This is a genomic window from Nocardioides ultimimeridianus (assembly GCF_054777895.1).
The window spans coordinates 203,421-223,646 of the sequence record NZ_BAAHAB010000007.1 but is presented as its reverse complement, the minus strand read 5'-3'; the positions used below and the strand labels follow the sequence as shown (position 1 = coordinate 223,646).

Annotated in this window: 12 protein-coding genes; 5 read left to right on the top strand and 7 right to left on the bottom strand. The window is 70.8% G+C overall.

All coding sequences use genetic code 11. The annotated features are described in order from the left end of the window. Positions 1 to 98 precede the first annotated feature (98 nt). A complete protein-coding gene (locus ACYU8V_RS07800; RefSeq protein WP_460846421.1) occupies positions 99 to 1,931 on the top strand; it encodes a glycoside hydrolase family 15 protein in 1,833 nt (610 codons plus the stop codon). Here the strand turns inward: ACYU8V_RS07800 and ACYU8V_RS07795 are convergent. Both ACYU8V_RS07795 and ACYU8V_RS07790 read right to left on the bottom strand, forming a co-directional pair. Continuing rightward, complete coding sequence (locus tag ACYU8V_RS07795; protein ID WP_460846420.1) at positions 1,888 to 2,349, bottom strand: vitamin K epoxide reductase family protein; 462 nt, start codon at positions 2,347 to 2,349, stop codon at positions 1,888 to 1,890. The two genes, ACYU8V_RS07800 and ACYU8V_RS07795, sit on opposite strands and share 44 nt — an antisense overlap. Further along, entirely contained in the window at positions 2,342 to 3,382 is a 1,041-nt protein-coding gene (locus ACYU8V_RS07790) for an SDR family oxidoreductase (protein WP_460846419.1), read from the bottom strand. Before ACYU8V_RS07790 ends, ACYU8V_RS07795 begins: the two co-directional genes overlap by 8 nt. Positions 3,383 to 3,726: 344 nt before the next feature. Between ACYU8V_RS07790 and ACYU8V_RS07785 the strand changes: the two genes are divergently transcribed. The 4 genes from ACYU8V_RS07785 (at position 3,727) to ACYU8V_RS07770 (ending at position 15,428) form a co-directional block, all read left to right on the top strand. Continuing rightward, the gene (locus ACYU8V_RS07785) at positions 3,727 to 9,393 is read left to right on the top strand and encodes a peroxidase family protein (RefSeq protein WP_460846418.1); all 5,667 of its coding nucleotides are present in this window, start codon (positions 3,727 to 3,729) and stop codon (positions 9,391 to 9,393) included. Between the two features lie 103 nt (positions 9,394 to 9,496). After that, on the top strand, positions 9,497 to 10,066 hold the full coding sequence (locus tag ACYU8V_RS07780) for a hypothetical protein (RefSeq protein WP_460846417.1): 570 nt from the start codon (positions 9,497 to 9,499) through the stop codon (positions 10,064 to 10,066). 36 nt (positions 10,067 to 10,102) lie between these two features. Further along, positions 10,103 to 14,755: a multicopper oxidase domain-containing protein gene (locus tag ACYU8V_RS07775; protein WP_460846416.1), complete on the top strand. Its 4,653-nt coding sequence runs from the start codon at positions 10,103 to 10,105 to the stop codon at positions 14,753 to 14,755. 85 nt (positions 14,756 to 14,840) lie between these two features. Beyond that, positions 14,841 to 15,428 (top strand): hypothetical protein, encoded by a 588-nt coding sequence (locus tag ACYU8V_RS07770; protein WP_460846415.1) that lies wholly within the window; start codon positions 14,841 to 14,843, stop codon positions 15,426 to 15,428. On the opposite strand, the gene ACYU8V_RS07765 is transcribed toward ACYU8V_RS07770, so the two are convergent. The 5 genes from ACYU8V_RS07765 to ACYU8V_RS07745 form a co-directional block, all read right to left on the bottom strand. Then, positions 15,346 to 15,855, bottom strand: coding sequence for a response regulator (locus ACYU8V_RS07765; protein WP_460846413.1), 510 nt, complete (start codon positions 15,853 to 15,855; stop codon positions 15,346 to 15,348). The two genes, ACYU8V_RS07770 and ACYU8V_RS07765, sit on opposite strands and share 83 nt — an antisense overlap. A 132-nt stretch (positions 15,856 to 15,987) precedes the next feature. Continuing rightward, complete coding sequence (locus ACYU8V_RS07760) at positions 15,988 to 17,328, bottom strand: sensor histidine kinase (protein ID WP_460846412.1); 1,341 nt, start codon at positions 17,326 to 17,328, stop codon at positions 15,988 to 15,990. Continuing rightward, positions 17,315 to 17,986, bottom strand: coding sequence for a response regulator transcription factor (locus ACYU8V_RS07755; protein ID WP_460846411.1), 672 nt, complete (start codon positions 17,984 to 17,986; stop codon positions 17,315 to 17,317). The genes ACYU8V_RS07760 and ACYU8V_RS07755 overlap by 14 nt, the downstream gene beginning before the upstream one ends. Before the next feature lie 152 nt (positions 17,987 to 18,138). Beyond that, entirely contained in the window at positions 18,139 to 19,029 is an 891-nt protein-coding gene (locus ACYU8V_RS07750) for an AfsR/SARP family transcriptional regulator (protein ID WP_460846410.1), read from the bottom strand. A gap of 150 nt (positions 19,030 to 19,179) precedes the next feature. Further along, on the bottom strand, positions 19,180 to 20,193 hold the full coding sequence (locus ACYU8V_RS07745; RefSeq protein ID WP_460846409.1) for a L,D-transpeptidase: 1,014 nt from the start codon (positions 20,191 to 20,193) through the stop codon (positions 19,180 to 19,182). Positions 20,194 to 20,226: the final 33 nt, after the last annotated feature.

Below are 20,226 nucleotides of genomic sequence, written 5' to 3'. Positions count from 1 at the left end.
TGCGCGGCGGGCCAGCTGAGCCCGGACGCCGACCGGGTTCGTGGAGGAGGGCGGTTCTGGGTACCGCACCGTCGTCACCGTCAGAAGGAGCCTGACCCGTGGACACCGAGCGATCCAGCAAGCCGATCGAGGACTACGCGCTGATCGGCGACCTGCACACGGCGGCGCTGGTCGCGCGCGACGGCTCGATCGACTGGCTGTGCCTGCCCCGGTTCGACTCGCCGGCCTGCTTCGCGGCGCTGCTCGACGACGAGGGCGCCGGGTGCTGGCGGCTGGCCCCGACCGATGCCGACGCGATCGCGACCCGGCACTACGACGGCGACACCCTGGTCCTGCGCACGCGCTGGCGCACCGCTGACGGCGAGGTGGACGTCACCGACCTGATGCCCCCGCGCGGCGAGGCGGCGGACGTGGTGCGGATCGTCGATGGCCGACGCGGCCGCGTGGAGCTCGCGTCCGACCTGCGGCTGCGCTTCGAGATGGGCCGGATCACGCCGTGGATCAGCCACCGCAGCGACGGCGAGATCGCGGCGATCGCGGGCCCGGAGGCGGTGTGGCTCGCGACGTCGGTGCCGATGCGCGCCGAGGAGGGCGACATCCGCGGCCGGTTCACCGTGGGCGCGGGTCAGCGCGAGACCTTCGTGCTCACCCACCAGAAGTCCTACCGCGACCGCCCGCGGCGGGTGGACGCCGAGCAGGCGCTGCGCGACTCGCTGGACTTCTGGCGGTCGTGGATGCGCACCTGCACGTACGACGGCGAGTGGCGTGACACCGTACGCCGCTCCCTGATGCTGCTCAAGGCGCTGACCTACCACCCCAGCGGCGGCATCCTGGCGGCCGCGACCAGCTCGCTGCCGGAGGCGATCGGTGGGGAGCGCAACTGGGACTACCGGTTCTGCTGGCTGCGGGACGCGACCTTCGCCCTGCAGGCTCTGCTCGGCACCGGCTTCGTCGACGAGGCGAAGGCGTGGCGGGAGTGGCTGGTGCGCGCGGTCGCCGGCGATCCGTCGAAGCTGCAGGTCATGTACCGCCTGGACGGGTCGCGGCGGCTCCCGGAGTCGAACGCCGACTGGCTCTGCGGGTACGCCGGCTCGCGGCCGGTCCGCGAGGGGAACGCCGCGGCGGGCCAGTTCCAGCTCGACGTGTGGGGCGAGGTCCTCGACGGGCTGCACCTGGCGCGCGCGGCCGGCCTGGCCGCGTCGGGGCACGCGTGGGACGTCCAACGCAAGCTCCTCGACTGGCTGGAGGGCCACTGGCAGGAGCCGGACGACAGCATGTGGGAGGTCCGCGGCCCCGCGCGGCCGTTCGTGCACTCGCGGGTGATGGCCTGGGCCGGCGTCGACCGCGCCGTGCGCAGCGTGGAGGTCCACGGCCTGGACGGCCCCGTCGACCGATGGCGCGCGCTGCGCGACGAGATCCATAGCGACGTGTGCGACAACGGCTTCGACGCCGAGCGCGGGACGTTCACCCAGTTCTACGGCTCGAAGGGCCTGGACGCGGCGCTGCTGCAGATCCCGCGCGTGGGCTTCCTGCCCTGGCGCGACGACCGGGTGCGCGGCACCATCGAGGCCGTCGAGCGTGAGTTGTGTCGTGACGGCCTGTTGATCCGCTACGACCCCGAGGTCGACGGCGAGACCGACGGGCTCTCGGGGAAGGAGGGCGCCTTCGTCGCGTGCAGCTTCTGGATGGTCGACGCGCTGCACGGCATCGGCCGCGAGCAGGACGCCCGCCGGCTGTTCGAGCGACTGCTGCGGCTGCGCAACGACGTCGGCATGCTCAGCGAGGAGTACGACGTCCGGGCCGGTCGCCAGCTCGGCAACACCCCGCAGGCCTTCAGCCTGGTCGGGCTGGTCAACAGCGCCCGTCAGCTCGGCGGCAGCAACACGCTCACCTCGGCGACCGGTGCGGAGCAGGAGCTCGGCCGCGGTTGAGCCCGAGGGTCAGCGCCAGGATCGCCCAGGACAGCGCAGCCGAGGCCAGGCACCAGCTGCACCACGCCCCCACGACGAAGGCCTGGACCGCGACCAACCCGACCCCGGTGAGGGCGAACGCGACCGCCTCGACCTCCAGGAGCAGCGCCGGCCAGCGGGGGGAGCGGCCCCGGTCGGTGGCCGTGACCAGGATCAGGGCGGCCTCGACCAGGTAGCCCAGCACGCCGAGCAGCGCGTCCGGGAAGGGCAGCAGGTTGGCCACCGAGGAGTTGATGACGGTGTCCGTGCCGTCGCCGAACAACGGGTCCCAGGCGTGGCCGATCGCGCCCATCTGCACGGCGGCCAGGTAGCCGGCGACACCGGCCCCGGCGAGCGCGAGGACCGCCGCCGCGGCCCGGCGGCCGGCCGCGTCAGGCACGGGAGAACAGGGCCCGCAGGAAGGGCAGCGGGTCCTGGAGGGCCATCCGCGCGCCGGCGATCAGGAACGCGATCGGGTTGACGACCCGCGCCACCCATCGCGGCGAGCGGGTCAGCGACGCCTGGAGGGACCGGCTCGACGCCTGGGAGTCGAAGCGGCCGTGGGCCCCGAAGTCGCGCCCGTCCGGACCGTCGGCCGGCTCCCACAGGTTGGCGGGGCGGTCCGGACCCGCCGGCTCGGGGGTCTGCTGGGAGTCGTAGCCGGTCAGTGCCAGGTAGCGGTCCAGGAACCCCGCGGCCAGCCGGTTGCCGAAGATCGTCGCGACGGCGCTGCCGCCGACGACGTACTCGCGGCGGCGGGGGTGCTCGGCGGCGTACACGATGGTCTCCGCGATCACCTCCGGCTGGAAGATCGGCGGGACGGGCTGGGGCCGGCGCGGGAGCCGGCTCAGCACCCAGTCGAACTGGGGCGTGTTGACCGCCGGCAGCTGCACCATCGTGGCGTGGACGCCGCTGCGGTCGTGCAGCAGCTCGCAGCGCAGCGAGTCGTGGAAGCCCTGGATGGCGTGTTTGGCGCCGCAGTACGCCGCCTGCAGCGGGATGCCGCGGTAGGCCAGCGCCGAGCCGACCTGGACGATCGCGCCCCGGTCGCGCGGCAGCATCCGGTCCAGGGCGGCCTTGGTGCCGTGCACGAAGCCGAGGTAGCTGACCTCGGTGGTACGCCGGAACTCCTCGAGCGTGGTCTCCTTGAACGGCGCGAAGACGCTGCTGAACGCGACGTTGACCCAGATGTCGATCGGCCCGAACCGCTCCTCCGCCCGGCGCGCCGCCTCCTCGACCTGGGCGGGATCGGCCACGTCGGCGGGTACGACGAAGGCCTCACCGCCCGCTCGGCGTACCTCCTCCGCGGCCGCCTCGAGCCCCTTCTCCCCTCGCGCGACCAGCACCACCCGGTCGCCGCGACGGCCGAACGCGACGGCGCTCGCCCGTCCCACCCCGGCACTCGCCCCGGTCACCACCACCACTCGATGCATGGGGTGCCGGTGCCCAGAACCCCTCGGCCGCACACCCGCCACCGGGACGCGGCGGCCCAGCAATTTCCAAGTTCCGGTCCCTAGCGTTCCCGCAACGCCTCTCCGGTCTGGGAGGGCGTCCCGCGCTGAAACCCCTACAGCGCGGTGCGGCGGAGCCGACCCCGCTTGCGGCAACCGCCCGGCGGACCTCCACGGCTGACCCCCGTGGAGGTCCGCTCGCCGTCAGGGAGGCCGGACGAGGCCAGGACGGGCCGGGGACGCCGGGCGGGAGCGACCGCAAGGAATTCCCAAGGTCGCCTTCGGATGGTGGGGGGATCCACTCCGACATCGAGGCAGGTTCGATCATGCTCCAATTGCGTCCTCGCCACAGCCGCCACTCGTCCGGCACCTCCCCTGCGGGTCGAACGCTCAGACGACGCCGCCCGCCGGACCACCGCAAGGCCGCGGGACGACTCGGCTCGCTCCTCTCCGCCCGCCGGTCCCGGGTCGCGCTCGCGACCGCCTTCGCCGTACCGCTGGCGCTCGGCATCCAGGTCGTCGCCACGCCCACGCCCGCGCACGCGGCCGTCGGGCCGGTCGGCAACGGCTTCACCGTCACCACCGGCGACCTGGCGTTCATCCTCAAGCAGATCAAGATCGCCGAGCGTCACTCGCTCACCCGCACGCCGGCGCACCCCTGCAGCACCTTGCTCAACCAGCCCGGCGACGGCATCCCGGACGCCGAGCAGGTCCCCGACATCCTGACCTCCTACGGTCTGCGCACCGTGGACGGCAGCTGCAACAACCTCAAGCTCGGTGACGAGAACTTCGCTGCGGCCGACCAGCCCTTCCCGCGGCTGACCAACCCGAAGTTCCGCCCGGCCGAGGACGTCCCGCCGGGCTTCGGTCCGGCGGGCTCGACGACGTACGCCCAGAAGTCCGGCAACGTCTTCGACTCCCAGCCGCGCGTGATCTCCAACCTGATCGTGGACCAGACCTCGACCAACCCGGCCGCGGTCGCCGCCGCCGAGTTCCCGGTCCGGTCGCAGGGCAACCCGGGCAAGTTCCCGTGCACGACCGACCCCGACCCGCTGGCGAACCCGCCGGTCGCGGGTGTCCCGACGGGCTGTGTGCCGTCGCACCAGACCCTGTTCATCCCGAACGTGACCACCGACGTCGGCCTGTCGCCGCCGTACAACAGCCTGTTCACGTTCTTCGGCCAGTTCTTCGACCACGGCGTCGACCAGACGGTCAAGAGCGGCGGAACCGTGTTCGTCCCGCTGAAGGACGACGACCCGCTGCGGACGCTCGGCCCGGACGGCAAGCCGAACACCGGCGACGAGGTTCCCGCCTCGCAGGCGTTCATGGTCTTGACCCGCGCCCAGAACCAGCCCGGTCCCGACGGTGTCCTCGGCACGGCCGACGACATCCAGGACGCCAACAACACGGACACCCCGTGGGTCGACCAGAGCCAGACCTACACCTCGCACGCCTCGCACCAGGTCTTCCTGCGTGCGTACGCGCCGTCGACGCGTCCCGGCCCGTACGGGGCGGACAACCCCGCATCGGTCTCGACGGGATTCCTGCTCGGTGGCGAGAACGCCGGCGCGATCTACCCGAACTCGCCGGACGGCACCGAGGGTGAGAGCACCTGGCACTCGGTGAAGGCTCAGGCGGCCTCGACGCTCGGACTGAAGCTGGTCGACCGCGACGTCACCAACATCCCGATGCTAGCGACCGACCCGTACGGCAAGTTCATCCCGGGCCCGGCCCGCGGCCTGCCGCAGTACGTGACCACCACCGGCCTCGTCGAGGGCAACCTCGCCAACCCGGTCCCGGTGCCGTCCAACGTGCTCCACTTCGACACGCCGTTCCTCACCGACATCGCGCACAACGCAGACCCGAGCCCGCAGTTCGGCCCCGGCACCTGCAACTGCGTCCCGGTGCCCGACGCCGACAACACCCCGTCGGCGGACTTCGCCGCGCAGCCCGCCGGCACCTACGACGACGAGATGCTCAACTCGCACTTCGCCTGCGGTGACGGCCGGTGCAACGAGAACATCGCGCTGTCGACGATCCACCAGATCTTCCACTCCGAGCACAACCGCCTGGTGAGCTACATCAACAACGTGCTCACCAGCGACACCTCGGCGGCCGGCGTCGCCGCGCTCGCGGACTGGAAGGCGATCGGCGTCTCCGGCTACGACTACGGCGAGCGCCTGTTCCAGGCGGCCCGCTTCGTCACCGAGATGGAGTACCAGCACCTGGTGTTCGAGGAGTTCGCGCGCAAGGTCCAGCCGGCTGTCCGGCCGTTCCACGTGTACTCGCCGGACATCAACCCCGCCATCGACGCGGAGTTCGCCCACGCCGTCTACCGGTTCGGACACTCGATGCTCGACGACACCGTCGCGCGGACCAACGGCGACGGCTCGGACAACTCCCTGCCGCTGCTGACGGCCTTCCTGAACCCGCCCGAGTTCTTCGACGGCGGATCATCGGGCACCCTCGGGGCGAGGGCGGCAGCAGGATCCATCGTGATGGGTTCCTCGGACCAGGTCGGCAACGAGCTGGACGAGTTCGTCACCGAGACCCTGCGCAACAACCTGCTCGGTCTCCCGCTCGACCTCGCGACGATCAACATGGCCCGTGCCCGCGAGGCCGGGATCCCGCCGCTGAACGACGTCCGTCGGCAGATCTTCGCCCAGACGAACGACGGTCAGATGCAGCCCTACACGAGCTGGAGCGACTTCGGACAGCACCTGAAGCACCCCGAGTCGCTGATCAACTTCGTGGCGGCGTACGGCACGCACCCGACGATCGTCAACGCCACGACCGTCGCCGCCAAGCGCGACGCGGCCCGGGCCATCGTCGACCCGCTGCCGACCGACACCGCTCCCGCGGACGCCGCTGACTTCATGTTCAGCACCGGCGCCTGGGCGAGCAACGCCGGCGGCGTCACGACCACCGGCCTCGACACCGTCGACCTCTGGGTCGGTGGCCTCGCCGAGGTCACCAACCTCAACGGTGGCCTGCTGGGCAGCACGTTCAACTACGTGTTCCAGACCCAGCTGGAGAAGCTCCAGGACGGCGACCGGTTCTACTACCTGGCGCGTACGCCGGGTCTGAACCTGCGCAGCCAGCTCGAGGGCAACTCGTTCTCCGAGCTGATCCAGCGCAACACCGACAACACCAACACCCTGAAGGCCGACGCGTTCGCGACCGCCGACTGCAAGTTCCAGCTGGCCCACCTCGCGGGCACCCCTGCGGGCTTCACCCAGTTCGGATCAACGGTGGCCGACGACCCGACCACGACCGACTGCGACGAGTCGCTGCTGCTGACCCGCTCACCCGACGGCACCATCTCGTACAAGACGAGGAACACCGTCGACCCGAGCGGCATCAACGGTCAGGCGGTCTACCAGGGCACCGACGGCGTTGACCGCGTCACGGGCGGTGTCGACAACGACACCTTCTGGGGCGGTCTCGGCAACGACCGGATCGAGGGCCAGGGCGGCGACGACGTGGCACTCGGTGGTGAGGGCAACGACGTCATCACCGACCTCGACGGAGCCGACGTCCTCAAGGGCGGTCCCGGCAACGACGCGATCGACACCGGTCCCGGTGACGACATCGCCACCGGCGGTGACGGTCAGGACTTCATCAACGGTGGAGCCAACGACAACGAGGAGTTCGCAGGCCCCGGCAACGACTACATCATCGCCGGCCAGGGTGCGGACGCCATCTTCGGAGACGGTGGCGACGACTGGGAGGAGGGCGGCACGGGTCAGGACCTGCTCCAGGGCGACCACGGCGCGCCGTTCTTCGACGACCCGGGTGAGATCGCACCTGGCAACGACATCTTCGTCGGCCAGCCGGGTGAGAACGACTACGACGCCGAGGGTGGCGACGACATCATGGCGCAGAACGCGGCCATCGACCGCAACGCCGGCGCCGGCGGCTTCGACTGGGCGATCCACCAGTACGACACCACCGCAGCCGACGACGACATGATGATCAACAACAACCTGGGCGGCCTGCCGATCCAGATCATCGTCAACCGCGACCGTTGGCAGGAGACCGAGGCCGACTCGGGCGGTCCTTTGAACGACGTCATCAAGGGCACCGACGGCGTCCTGGCCAACCCCCGCCTCATCACCGGCGGCGGCTTCCAGGGATGTGACGCCATCGACCAGGCCGGGATGAACCGGATCAAGGGCCTGGGCGCCCTGCTCCCCCCGGTCGCCCAGTGGCTGGGAACGGCCGCCGACGTGGCTGCCGGCTCCGCCTCCGGACGGTGCCCGCTCAGCGGCCCGGTCTGGGGCGAGGGTGACATCCTGCTCGGTGGTCCCGGCAGTGACACGATCACCGGCCGCGCCGGCGACGAGGTCATCGACGGTGACAAGGAGCTGCGCGTCGCGATCAGCGTGACGGACGGCAACGGGAACGAGCTCGGCCGCACCGACCTCATGGAGGGGCTGCCCACCAGCGGCAACTTCGGGCCGGGAACCGCCGGGATGACCCTGCAGCAGGCGGTCTTCGCCGGTCTCGTCGACCCGGGCAACCTGGTCAACGTCCGTGAGATCGTCGACAACGTCAACGCTCCGGCGGACTGCAGCGCCAGCGCACCGGTCAACTGCGACACCTCGGTGTACGCCGGTCCGCGCTCCCAGTACACGATCACGTCCAACCCCGACGGGTCGGTCACGGTCACCGACACCACCAGCGCGGCTCCGGCCCCCGGTGTGGTGTCGAAGGGAGACGGCTCCGACACGCTGTTCAACATGGAGCGGCTGCAGTTCAGCGACCAGTCGGTCCTGCTCACGGCACCCGATGCACCCACGATCGGAACGGCCACGGCCGGCAACTCCTCCGCTGACGTCACCTGGACGCCCGCGACCACCGGAGCCGCCCCCACGTCGTTCGACATCCAGGTGCTCTCGGGTGGTGTCCAGCAGGGCGCTCTCCGTACTGCTCCCTCGACCGACACGAACGCCCACATCACGGGCCTGGTGAACGGCACCACCTACACCTTCAAGGTGCGGGCGGTCGGACAGTTCGGGGTCAGCCCGTACTCGGCGGAGTCGAACGCGGTGACCCCGCACTCGACGGTTCCGAGTGCGCCGACGATCGGCACGGCGACCGCCGGGATCAACTCGGCGAGCGTCACCTGGACGGCTCCGGGCAGTGACGGCGGCTCGCCGATCACCGGCTACACCATCCAGGCGATCAACGCGTCGAACGCGGTGGTGGGCACGGCCTCAGCCGGACCCGCCGCCACGAGCGGCACCGTCACCGGTCTCACGCCCGGAACCTCCGTCCGGCTGCGGGTGTTCGCATCCAACGCCAACGGAGCGGGCACGACCAGTGCGCCGTCCAACGCGGTGACGGTCCTGGCGGACACCACGCCTCCGACCGTGACGGCACGGACGCCCGCGAACGGGGCGACCAACGTCCCGCTCAACAGCACGGTGACGGCGACGTTCAGCGAGCCGGTGACCGGGGTCAGTGGCACCACGTTCACCCTGCGCAGGACGTTGACCGGGGTGGCTGTCCCCGCGACCGTCACCATCACCGGCAACACGGCCACGCTGACGCCGAACGCTCCGCTGCCGACCAACACGCAGCTGACGGCCCAGCTGACCGGCGGTGCCACGGCGATCAGGGACCTGGCGGGCAACCCGCTGGCGACCACGACGTGGTCCTTCCGGACGGTGCTGGACACGACCGCACCCACGGTCGTGTCGAGGACCCCGGCGCCGAATGCCACCGGCGTCTCCACCGGAACCCAGGTGGTGGTCGGCTTCAGCGAGCCGGTGACCGGCGTGACGGGCGGGACGTTCACCCTGACCAACGTGGCCACCGGCCGCACGGTCCTGGCGATCGTCACCCTGAGCGTCAACGGGCAGACGGCGACCTTGACGCCGATCCTGCCGCTCACGGCGGGCACCAACTGGCGGGTCAACCTCACCAACGGCATCCGTGACCTGGCCGGCAACAGGTTGGTCGCGGTGAGCTGGACCTTCCGGACCTAGGAGGGAGTAGAGCACCACAGCACCACACGGATGCCCGTGGCCGACGGCCACGGGCATCCGTGCGTCCAAGATCCGTGCAAGGCGCTCGGCGCACCATCAGGACATGGATGCAACCGCTCTGCGCACCCGCGGCAAGCCGATCACCGTCCGGTGGGCGCTGATCGCCACGGTCCTGCTCCTCGCTGTCACGGCGTACGGCGGACTCCGGGCCGCCATCCTCCTGCAGACCGCCGGCGACGACCCTGCCGCGCTGCGGCTCGGGGACGTGACGTTCCGGGTCGTGTCCGCCGAGGAGGTCGTCGGCATCGCCAACGCCGACCTGATGGGCGGCATGGGGCACAACATCCAGGGCCTGGTCACCGAGGACCAGGTGATGGTCCAGGTGTGGCTGGACCTGTCCGCGGGCGGCCGCCGGGCGGCGTACGACGTCAGCCAGCTGCGCGCCTACCTCCCCGGCTCCAGCAAGCCGATCCTGCCGGCGAGCGGAACGCTCGACGACGGCGTCCTCGCTCCGCACGCGACCGTCGAGGGGTCGATCGGCTTCGTGGTCCCCCGGGGGATCACGCGCCTGCTCCTGGGTGCCGTCGGCACCCGCCGCACGATCGACATCCCCGCACTGCCCGCCGGGGCGCCGTACGTCCCGGATCCCAACAGCCCCGAGCACCACCACTGAGCGCCCGCGCTCAGCACGCCGACCCTGGAGGTCACCATGAGTACGCGACCCGCTTCCGCCGCTCTCGATCCCCGCTCCCCCTCCGTCACGCTCGCCGCCGACATGCTCACCGGCCTGGCCCTGTGCGTCGGTGGGGCCGCCTGGCTCGCCCTGCTCGAGCCGAGCCGGCACGCGGGTCACGACGGCGCGACCTCCCTGGTCGCCTTCGGCGCTCTCGTCGGCTACTCCCTCGTCCCCACCGTGACGGTGGTCGTCGGCCTCCTCGGCCTGCTCCGTCCGGCACGACGAGACCCCCATGAGCAGGAGGCGGGCGCAGCCCGGGAAGCCCTCCTGATCGGTCCCGCGGCGGCTCTCGCAGTGGCTGCTGGCGCGCAGCTGCACGCCTCCGCGGAGACCGGGACGCTCAGCATCGGCCTGTGGCTCGCCGACGCGGCGACGCTGCTGGTGGTGCTGCTGCCCCTCATCGCCCTGTTGCACAGGGCGCGCCGGGCCGCCGGGACCTTGTCGTCCCGGCGGGTCCGAGCACTTCTCGCGATCGCGGCCGGGACCACGACGCTGGTCGCGACGAGCGCCCTGACGGCTGCGTCGCCCGCCGGCGCGGCGACCTCGACCGCGGACTGCCTCTCGGGCGGTCCGGCCGACAAGTCCTTCGACGTGAGCGCGATCGACGTCGACATCCCGGTCAACCGGTTCGGCGACCACGACCCCCACGGCGTCATGTACGCCCTCGACGACGCGATCCCTGCGATCCGGCACCAGGAGCAGACCCAGCAGGTGTCGATCGGCGAACACGACGACCCGATCCAGCCGCTGGTGATCCGTGCCAACGAGGGCGACTGCGTGTCGATCACGTTCACCAACAAGTCCTCTCGCGGCCCGGTCGGCATGCACATCGACGGGCTCAGCTTCGACGTCAGCTCCTCGGGCGACCAGGTCGGCGCCAACCCCGACTCCACCGCATCGCTCGGCCAGACCGTGACCTACCGCTACTCCGTCCCCGACGACGCGCGGGCCGAGGGCGGCCACCACATCCACCCCGGCCCCGGCAACCGGGCAGCCGTCGACCACGGGCTGTTCGGAGCCCTCGAGGTCGAGCCCCCGGGATCGACGTACTGGGACGCCAGCACGCCCGGCCAGCCGCTCGCCTCCGGCTGGGAGGCCATCATCAAGCCGGCCGGGGTCAACGTGCCGTGCGACCCGATGAGCACCCAGCAGAGCTGCTCGTTCCGTGAGGCCGCGCTGCTGCACCACGAGATCGGCAACGACAACGAGCAGCTCACCGCCGAGGACGGCAGCCTCGTGCCGCTGGTCGACAACACGACCGGCTCCTACCGTCCCGGCGCCTTCGCGCTGAACTACCGCAGCGAGCCCTTCCGCAACCGCCTGCTGAAGTTCCCCACGGAGAAGGCCCACGCCTACAGCTCCTACACCTTCGGTGAGCCGTCGACCCCGATGATGCGGGGCTACCTGGCCGACCCGACCAAGATCCGGCTGATGCACGCCGGGGCCGAGAAGTTCCACATCTACCACCTGCACGGTGGCGGCGACCGGTGGCGCTTCAACCCGGTCTCCGACCCGACCTACAACTACGCGGACACCGGTCTCCGCAAGGATCCCCCCGCCTGGATGACGCCGTCGCAGCGCCTCGACTCCCAGTCGATCGGCCCCGGCGAGGCCTACAACCTCGAGATCGAGGGTGGTGCGGGCGGTGTCCAGCAGTCGGTCGGCGACTTCCTGTTCCACTGCCACATCGCCAAGCACTACGTCTCCGGCATGTGGTCGGTGTGGCGGGTCTACGACACCCTGCAGCCCGACCTGGTGCCGCTCCCCGACCGGCTGTCCCCGCCGATGCCGGTGGACTCCACCGGCCTGATCGGGCACACCTACGGCGGCACCACGATCACCGCCAAGAACCTGGACGCGTGGATCCGCCCCCAGCTGCCGCCGTCGGGCATCAAGGCCGACGCCCAGGACGCCACGGTGATGGACTGGAAGGTGGCCGGTACGGCGAGCAAGCCGCTCTACCTGGGAGAGCCCGGTGACCAGACCGACTTCATCGAGTCCGAGCACGTGATCCCCGGGCAGCCCAACCTGCTGCCCATCGACCAGGGCCACGTCGTGAGCGGACGCCCGGCGATCCTGTTCAACCCGCTGAACGGGCGGCCGGCGTACCCGCTGCTGCGCACGCACATCGGCCAACGCCCCCCGTTCACCGGCAACGGGCACACCGGAGCGCCGTACCTCGGCGACAACGCGGACACCCCGTCCGCGGGCAGGAGCACCGTCAATCCGTGGACCAGCCGTCCCGACGGGCTGTGCCCGGCCAATCGGCCCCTGCGCACCTACAACGTGGTCGCGATCGCCAAGCCGATCCGGCGCACGCCGAGCTTCGTCGACCCCGACGGCAAGATCTTCGTCCTCGCCCATGACAAGGACCGGATCCTCAACGCCGGGCCCGACGTCGGCGAGCCGCTCGCGATCCGCGCGAACCAGGGCGACTGCATCGCGATCACGTTGAACAACACGATCCCCGACGACAAGGCCTTCGACGGCTACTCCAAGGTGTCGATGCACATCCACCACGTGCAGTTCGACGTCCAGGGATCCGACGGCGTGAGCGCCGGCTTCGCCTACGAGCACAGCGTGCGCCCCTACCCGGTCACCGACCCCACGCTGACGAAGACCACCTCCGCCGGCGGCACGACGCTCACCCTCTCCTCGGTCGCCGGGCTGACCGGCACCGATGCCAACGGCAAGGCCGCCCAGAAGTGGATCGCCATCGGCCAGGGCACCGAGAACATCGAGATCCGGCAGATCAAGTCGGTGAGCACGACCACAAGGACGGTCACGCTCACGGCACCGGTGCAGAGGACCCACCCGTCCGGTGAGTACGCCGGCACCGAGTTCCTCCAGGAACGCTGGTACCCGGACACCCTCCTGGACAACATCTTCTGGCACGACCACGTCGACGGCATCCACGGCTGGGGCCACGGCCTGGTCGGCCAGCTGATCGTCGAGCCGAAGGGCTCGACGTGGACCGATCCGGTCACCGGCAAGCCGGTCGACTCCGGCACGCTCGTCGACATCAACACCCCGAGCCCGCTGGCTCCCGGACTCGTGGACGGCAGCTTCCGCGAGCTCGCGCTGTGGACGATCAACGACAACGACGCCGACGCCTACTCCACGCTCAACCTGCGGGCGAACCCGCTGGCCGACCGGCCGGACAAGGCCCACCAGTTCAGCTCGTGGAAGTACGGCGACCCGCTCACCCCGTTGCCGAGGCTCTACGCGAACGACCCGCTCGTGGTCCGGACGATCAGCATCTCGCCGACGCTCGACTCGCTGCACTTCCTCGGCGCGAACACGTTGCTCGAGCCGCGGCAGACGATGAACGGCGTGCCGAACGGCACCCAGATCGACGCGATCCACAGCGGCATCAGCGAGCGCTTCACCCTGGTGCTCAACGGCGAGCCCAGCTCGATGCGGCTGCGGCCCGGTGACTACCTCTACGCCAACGGCATGGAGAACCGCACCCAACAGGGCGCCTGGGGCATCGTCCGGGTGCTGCCCGGCATGGTCGGCAACCTGCAGCCGCTGTCGGGCGTGCAGACGCCGAGTGCGCCGTACACCGAGCCCACGATGACCGGGAACAACCCGCCGGCCGCTGACGGACCCGGCAACCCGTGCCCGTCCACCGCGCCGGCCCGGTCGTTCGACCTGACCGCGATGGATCGGTCGAGCACCTTGAACGGCAACCGGACGGCGTACGTGCCGACGACGGACGTCAACGCCATCAAGGTGGGCACGAAGGTCGCGCAGCCGCTCGTGATGCACGTGGTCGCCGGTGAGTGCGTGACGGTGACGCTCCACAACGCGCTGGCCACACCGGTCGGGTTCTCGATGGGCAAGCTGGACCGCGAGATCGGGTCGGGCGGTGTCGACGTGGGCTTCAACCCCGAGCAGAACGTCGACCCCGGCGGGGTGCGGACCTACCGCTACTTCGTGCAGACCGACAAGATCGGGAGCGCCGTGATCGGCGACCTCGCCAACGCGGGCAGCCTGAAGAACGGTCTCTACGGCACCGTCGTCGTCGCACCGGCGTCGACGGTCTCGGGCCAGCCGACGATCTTCCGGGACCCGGTCACCGGTGCCCTCAAGGACCTCGGCGCCCAGGTCCTGGTCCGGGCTCCGGGAACGGCGACGCCGAACTACCGGGACTTCACCGTCCCGTTCGCCGAGGACGACATCCAGATGGGTCGCGACATGATGCCGTACCCGACCAACGCCAACGCCGGCCGGACGCTGCTGGGCTACAACGCCGCACCACCGGGCAACAGCTTCACCGATCCCGGTGGGGTCCCCACGATGACGGCGTACGCCGGGGAGCCGATGCTGGTCCACGTGATGATGACGCCCGGCAGCGAGAACAGCCACGTGTTCACGCTCGGCGGGCTCAGCTGGCCGCAGGACCGGTTCATCCCGAACTCGAACTGGAACACCGCCCAGGGCATGGGGCCGTGGGAGACCTTCGACCTCGACGTGGTCGGCGGAGCCGGCGGCGGCCGGCCCGGTGACTACCTGTACGGCGACTCGCGGCTGCCGTTCGCGCTGGCCGGCGCCTGGGGCATCCAGCACGTGCTGCCCGCCGACAGCTGCACGATCCTCAAGGTCGACGGCAGTGCCTGCTGAGGCGCTCGGGCGCGCCCACCACGATCACCACGATCATCACGATCGCCACAAGGAGGATCCAAGGTCACCGCGGCACAGTGAGGGGATGGACCTTGCACTCGCTTCGGTGATCAGGAGGCCGCGTCCGGCGTACGCCGCCGACGTCGACCTCGTGACCCGCGCGGCCGTGGCAGGCACCCTCATCGGCAGCGCGATCGTGCACGGCACGGTCGCCGGCGAGCACTTCGGGGAGTGGGTGCCCGCGGGCCTGTTCTTCGTGGTGCTGCAGGTCGTCGAGCTCGGCCTCGCGCTGCTCGCGGTCTACGCCTGGACCCGCCCGGCGGCGCTCGCGGTCGTCGTCACCGGGCTGGGCACGGTCGCGATCTGGGCGGTGTCGCGCACCGTCGGCATGCCGATCGGGCCGGCGGACTTCCGGGTGCCGGAGGAGGTCGGCGTCCCGGATGTCGCCTGCCTCGTCCTCGAGCTGATGTCGGTCGTCGCCGCGGTGGTCGCGCTGGCCCTGATGCGCCTCCCGGCGGGCCGCGCCCACCGGCACTCCACCCGCGTCGGCGCAGCGGTCGCGGGCGTCCTGGTCGTCGCGGCCGTGGTCCTCACGGCGTGGGGCGGCCTGCCCGGCCTGTCCGGATCCGAGGCTCACCACCATGGGAGTAGCGCCTCGGCCTCGCAGCCGTGAGGGCGGCGTCCTCTTCGGTGTCCTCCTCCAGCGCCCGCGCGGCGTCGGCGCTCAGCACGAGCTCTCCTCGATGCACCGCCCGGACCGCAGCGACCAGCTCGCCCACGCTGGCGTCCTTGAGCACATAGCCGCTGGCGCCGACGTCGAGGGCGGCGCGGATGTGCGCGGCATCGTCCTGGCAGGTGAGGATCAGCGCCCGGGTGTCGGTGCCGCCCACGACGATCTCGGCTGCGGCCGCGAGGCCGCCGCTGCCGGGCATCGACAGGTCGAGCAGGACCACGTCGGGAGCCTGGTCACGGACCCGGACCACGGCGTCCTCCCCACTGCCCGCGACACCGCACACCACGATGTCCGGCTGCTCGGCGAGGATCGCGGCCAGGCCGAGCCGGATCAGCGGGTGATCATCGGCAACCACTACCCGGATCATGATTCCTCCTCCCGCCCGAGACCGGCCGTTCGACCGCTCAGCGCCCAGTCTCGACCGACGCCCCTGTGCATTCCTTGGACGGACGGAGGCAAGGATCCGACGCCAGATGATCAGCACAGGATCGGCAGAGGATCAGCGGTCGGCCTCCGGCACCGGGAACGATCCCAGGAGCAGCGTGCCCCCCTCCGGAGCCGGCCCGATGGAGAGCTCGCCGCCGTGGTCGGTGAGTGCGTCGAGGAGCAGGCGAAGACCGACGTGGCCCGACCGCGGGTCGGCGATCACGATCGGTCCGGCATCCGGCCCGTTGTCGCGCACCGACACCTGGATCAGATCGCCGATCGCGCGGACGACCACCCAGGCACGGGTCGCGGCGGTGTGCTTGACGACGTTGAGCAGGCCCTCGCGAACGATCCGGTAGGCCAGCTGGTTGGTCGCGAGACCCAGCGGTCGCTCGGTCTGCAGCTCGACGCTTACGATCAGGCCGGAGCGCTCCGCGCTCGTCGCGAGCTCGTTGATGGCGGTCGCGAGCTCGCCCTCGGCCAGGACGGGCGGGTAGATGTCGGCGAGCAGCGTCCGCAGGGTGGTGAGGTCGTTGCGGATCACCTCGGTGGCGTCGTCGACGATCCGGCGAGCGCCGTCGAGCCCGGAGTCGTCGCGCATCCGCGAGGACGCCGACGGCAGGGCGTAGCCGAGCCCGGCCAGGTCCTGGATGACCCCGTCGTGCAGGATCTGCGCGATCCGCGACCGCTCGAGGTCAGCCGCTCCGAGTGCGTGGCCGAGCAGCCGGTTGCGCTCCAGCACGCTCCGGCTGGCGTTGCGGGCGAGCTTGACCGCGATCGGCAGCATCATCAGCAGCATCAGCAGGATCGATCCGAGCGACAGCGGCGCGAAGTACCAGAACAGCCGCCGCTCGTCCCGGTGGATGCCGGCAGCCGACCAGTAGGTCTCGACGATGACCGGCTGGCCGTCGCCGTCGGTCGCGCCGACGTACACCTCGAGGAGGCGTCCCGATCCCAGCTCGAACTCGTTCTCCGGCTGATCCAGGCTGGTGACCTCGGCATGGACGAAGTCGCCGCCCACCTGGCTCCTGACCGGCTCCTCGAGGTCGAAGTGCTTGCCGATCAGGCCGGCCTCGTCGGCCCACAGCACGGTCCCGTCGACCGACCACAGCTTCATGTGCACGATCGAGCCGGCGTCGAGCCGGTTGTTCATCACCATGCTGAACAGCTCGGTCGCCTGGAGATCCCCGTTCCTGACGCCCTCGTTCACCAGCGGGGCGGCGACCCCGCGAGCGAACGCCTCGCCGCGTCCCGCGGCGGCCCGGATCGCGATCTTCTCCGACATCTTCTGGGCGACGACGACGCTCGCCACGCTGGCGACGATGATGGCGACCAGGACTCCCAGCGCGAACTCGAGGAGCGCCCGACGACCTAGCCCGCTGGAGACCGCACTGACACCGTCACGGCGCGACATTGCCGACGCCGACCAGACCGCTGCGCATGGCCAGTACGACGGCCTCGAGCTGCGAGTGGGCGCCGAGCTTCGCCAAGATGCTCTTGACATAGCCGCGACAGGTGTTGACCGAGATGCCCAGCTCGTGGGCGATGACGGAGGCGTCGAGGCCGGCAGCGAGGAACTGCAGGACGTCGCGCTCGCGGTCGGTCAGCACCGGCTGCCAGACCGGTGCGTCACGGGTCTCCGAGACCAGGTGGCGCAGCAGCTGCGGCTGGACCGCGAAGGTCCCGCTCCGCGCCGTCCGCACGGCCTGGAGGATCTCGTCGAGGTCGCCGTCCTTGGGATGCAGGGCACACGCGCCGGCCGCCGCGGCCCGGCGCATCAGCGCGCTGTCGATGTGCCCGCTGAGCACGGCGACGCGCAGGCCAGGGTTCCTGGCCACCAGCTCCGCGGTCGCGGCGACGCCGTCGCCGTCGCGCAGCCGAGCGTCCATCAGGACAAGATCGGGCTGCAGCGAGGAGACCATCGCCACGGCGGTGCAGACGTCGCCGGCGATGCCGACGACGTCCATGTCAGGTTGATCGTCCAGGGTGTTCGCGAGCATCTGGGCGAACATCAGGTGATCGTCGACGACGACGATCTTGATTGTCCCGAGAGGTGTTTCGTTGCGCACCATCGTTTGACTCATTGAGTTTCACCTCTAGGAACCGCAGAGACCCCCCCCACGCCCAACTGTGACCGCCTTTACCGAGCGACGGGACGTGTTCTCTGTTTCTTTGCCGAATATCGAATTCCTTGTCCTGCTTCGTCAGCCGTGGGCACCATTGCTCACGACATCGCGGCGATCACCCGGGCTGCCGCAGCGGAGAGCGCCGAGTCGCGCGCCGGCAGGACCGCACCCGGGGTCGCCGCGAGCGACTGGCGCAGGAGCAGCAGCAGGGTCGGCAGCTCCGCGCACGACAACCGCCTCCGATCGCCGTCCTCCGAGGAGTTCCGCAGCACGGCGAGATAGAGCTCGCGACTCTCCGGACCCGGCTCGTCGCCGAGCTCCTCGGCCATGACCAGGCGGAGGTCGGCGTACGCGCGGAGCGCCTCGCCGTGCCGGCCGGCGAGCCAGTAGGACCTGATGAGCTGCTGCCAGGCCAGCTCGCAGAGCCGGTCGAGCCGGACCGCGGCGTCCGCCAGCCGGATCGCGTCGCCGAAGCGGTGGGTGCCGTTGGCGAGCCCTGCGGCCCGGACGTACGCCGCCACGGCTGCCCGGGCGAAGACGTCGCGGGACCGATCCGCCCAGGCGGCGTACGGCTCGCTCTCCAGCAGGTCGCCCGACGCCAGCTGTACGGCGGCGAGCGCGTGGTCGACGACGGCGTCGGCGGAGCCGGAGGCGGCGAGGTGCTCGTGGACCTCGGTCAGGTCGACGGAGAGCTCCGGGCCGGCGAGCACGTAGCCGGCGGAGGAGGTCGCGAGCGCCGACGCCCGGCCGCTCTTCACGCCCAGGCTGTGGCGCAGGTTGCAGATGTAGCTCTCCAGGGTGCCCTGGTACGACGCCGGCGGAGCGCCGTCCCAGACCAGGTCGGACAGCCGCTCCTTGGCGACCGGTGCGCCGTTGGCGGCGGCGAGGATCTCGAGGATCTGGCGCGGTCGTCCGCGCAGTGCGCTCGCAGGCAGCCACCGCCCGTCCACCTCGACCGACGTCGCTCCGAACAACCTGACACGAATCATCGCGAGACCCCCACGGCTCGACGAGCGGATGCTGACCGTGTCCCACCCTCGTCGGAGCGCGCGCGGACCGGAACCCTCGTGTGAGGGGGTGCCGACCACCAATATTGAGTAGTCCGCCCGTCCGCCCCTGGTCGGGTCGGACCAGGTCCGTCAGGCGGTGGTGGTGAACGAGCCCCGGCCGCTGCCGGCGAGCCAGTCCGCCCAGGAGACGTTGTAGTCGGCGTACCCGTTGTCACCCTCGGCCTTGCCGCGCGGCGAGCCGGTCATCGTGACCGGGTCGCCCTGCTTGGCGAGGTTGTAGTACCACTCGGCGTCGTCCCACGAGAGGTGGACGCAGCCGTGCGAGCCGTAGCTGTGGCCCGGGTACGGGTCGGCCGGCGAGTAGTGCAGGAACGTGCCGGAGTTGGTGATCCGGACGTCCCACGGCAGCACGAGGTCGTAGAAGTTCGGGTCGCTCTTGCTGCAGGCGATGTTCACGCTGCAGGAGGTCATCCGGGTGGTGCGCTCCTTGTTGACCACGGCCATCGTGCCGTCCCAGGACGGGAACTCGGGGCTGCCGGCGTCGATCGACATCGTCCGGATCAGCTTGCCGTTCTTGGTCACGGTCGCCTTGTGCTTGGCGATGAAGACGTGGGTGCGGACGTCGGCGCCGATCGTGAAGTCGCGCGTGTAGCCGTGGGTGCCGTAGCGGCCGTAGCCGTTGCCCACGTGCTTGAGCGCCGCGACCATCGACACGGTGGTGCCGGCCGGCCAGAAGTGCTTCGGGCGGAAGTCGACGCGCTGGTCGCCGAACCAGTGCCAGGCACCGGTCACCGGCACCGAGGTCTTCAGCGAGATCGCCTGCTCGATGCCCGCACGCGCCGAGGCCTTGACCGGGTCGCTGAACACGATCGAGATCGGCATCGCCACGCCCACGGTCGTGCCGCTCAACGGCGCGATGCTGTCGAGGTACATCGGCGGGCCCTTGGGGTAGTGCTTCTTCGGCGTCGGCGTCGGCGTCGCGGTCGCCGTGGACGCACCCGCGGAGGCGTGGGCCGAGGTCGTGGCGCCCACCTGCTGCGAGGAGGCGTCGTTCGAGCCGGCGTCGAGACCGCAACCGGTCAGGGTCAGCAACAGGCCTGCGACTGCTGCCGCAGCGGCTCGGTGCTTCCACGTGATCTTCATGCGGGCTCTGTCCTCTTCTCCATGGTGGGCTCG

What these genes read in the sequence shown, in the direction of transcription:
- ACYU8V_RS07790 (WP_460846419.1), bottom strand. Translation starts at nt 3,382, where the DNA reads ATGCATCGAGTGGTGGTGGTGACCGGGGCGAGTGCCGGGGTGGGACGG.
- ACYU8V_RS07765 (WP_460846413.1), bottom strand. Translation starts at nt 15,855, where the DNA reads ATGATCCGGGTAGTGGTTGCCGATGATCACCCGCTGATCCGGCTCGGC.
- ACYU8V_RS07750 (WP_460846410.1), bottom strand. Translation starts at nt 19,029, where the DNA reads ATGATTCGTGTCAGGTTGTTCGGAGCGACGTCGGTCGAGGTGGACGGG.
- ACYU8V_RS07760 (WP_460846412.1), bottom strand. Translation starts at nt 17,328, where the DNA reads ATGTCGCGCCGTGACGGTGTCAGTGCGGTCTCCAGCGGGCTAGGTCGT.
- ACYU8V_RS07775 (WP_460846416.1), top strand. Translation starts at nt 10,103, where the DNA reads ATGAGTACGCGACCCGCTTCCGCCGCTCTCGATCCCCGCTCCCCCTCC.
- ACYU8V_RS07745 (WP_460846409.1), bottom strand. Translation starts at nt 20,193, where the DNA reads ATGAAGATCACGTGGAAGCACCGAGCCGCTGCGGCAGCAGTCGCAGGC.
- ACYU8V_RS07755 (WP_460846411.1), bottom strand. Translation starts at nt 17,986, where the DNA reads ATGGTGCGCAACGAAACACCTCTCGGGACAATCAAGATCGTCGTCGTC.
- ACYU8V_RS07780 (WP_460846417.1), top strand. Translation starts at nt 9,497, where the DNA reads ATGGATGCAACCGCTCTGCGCACCCGCGGCAAGCCGATCACCGTCCGG.
- ACYU8V_RS07770 (WP_460846415.1), top strand. Translation starts at nt 14,841, where the DNA reads ATGGACCTTGCACTCGCTTCGGTGATCAGGAGGCCGCGTCCGGCGTAC.
- ACYU8V_RS07785 (WP_460846418.1), top strand. Translation starts at nt 3,727, where the DNA reads ATGCTCCAATTGCGTCCTCGCCACAGCCGCCACTCGTCCGGCACCTCC.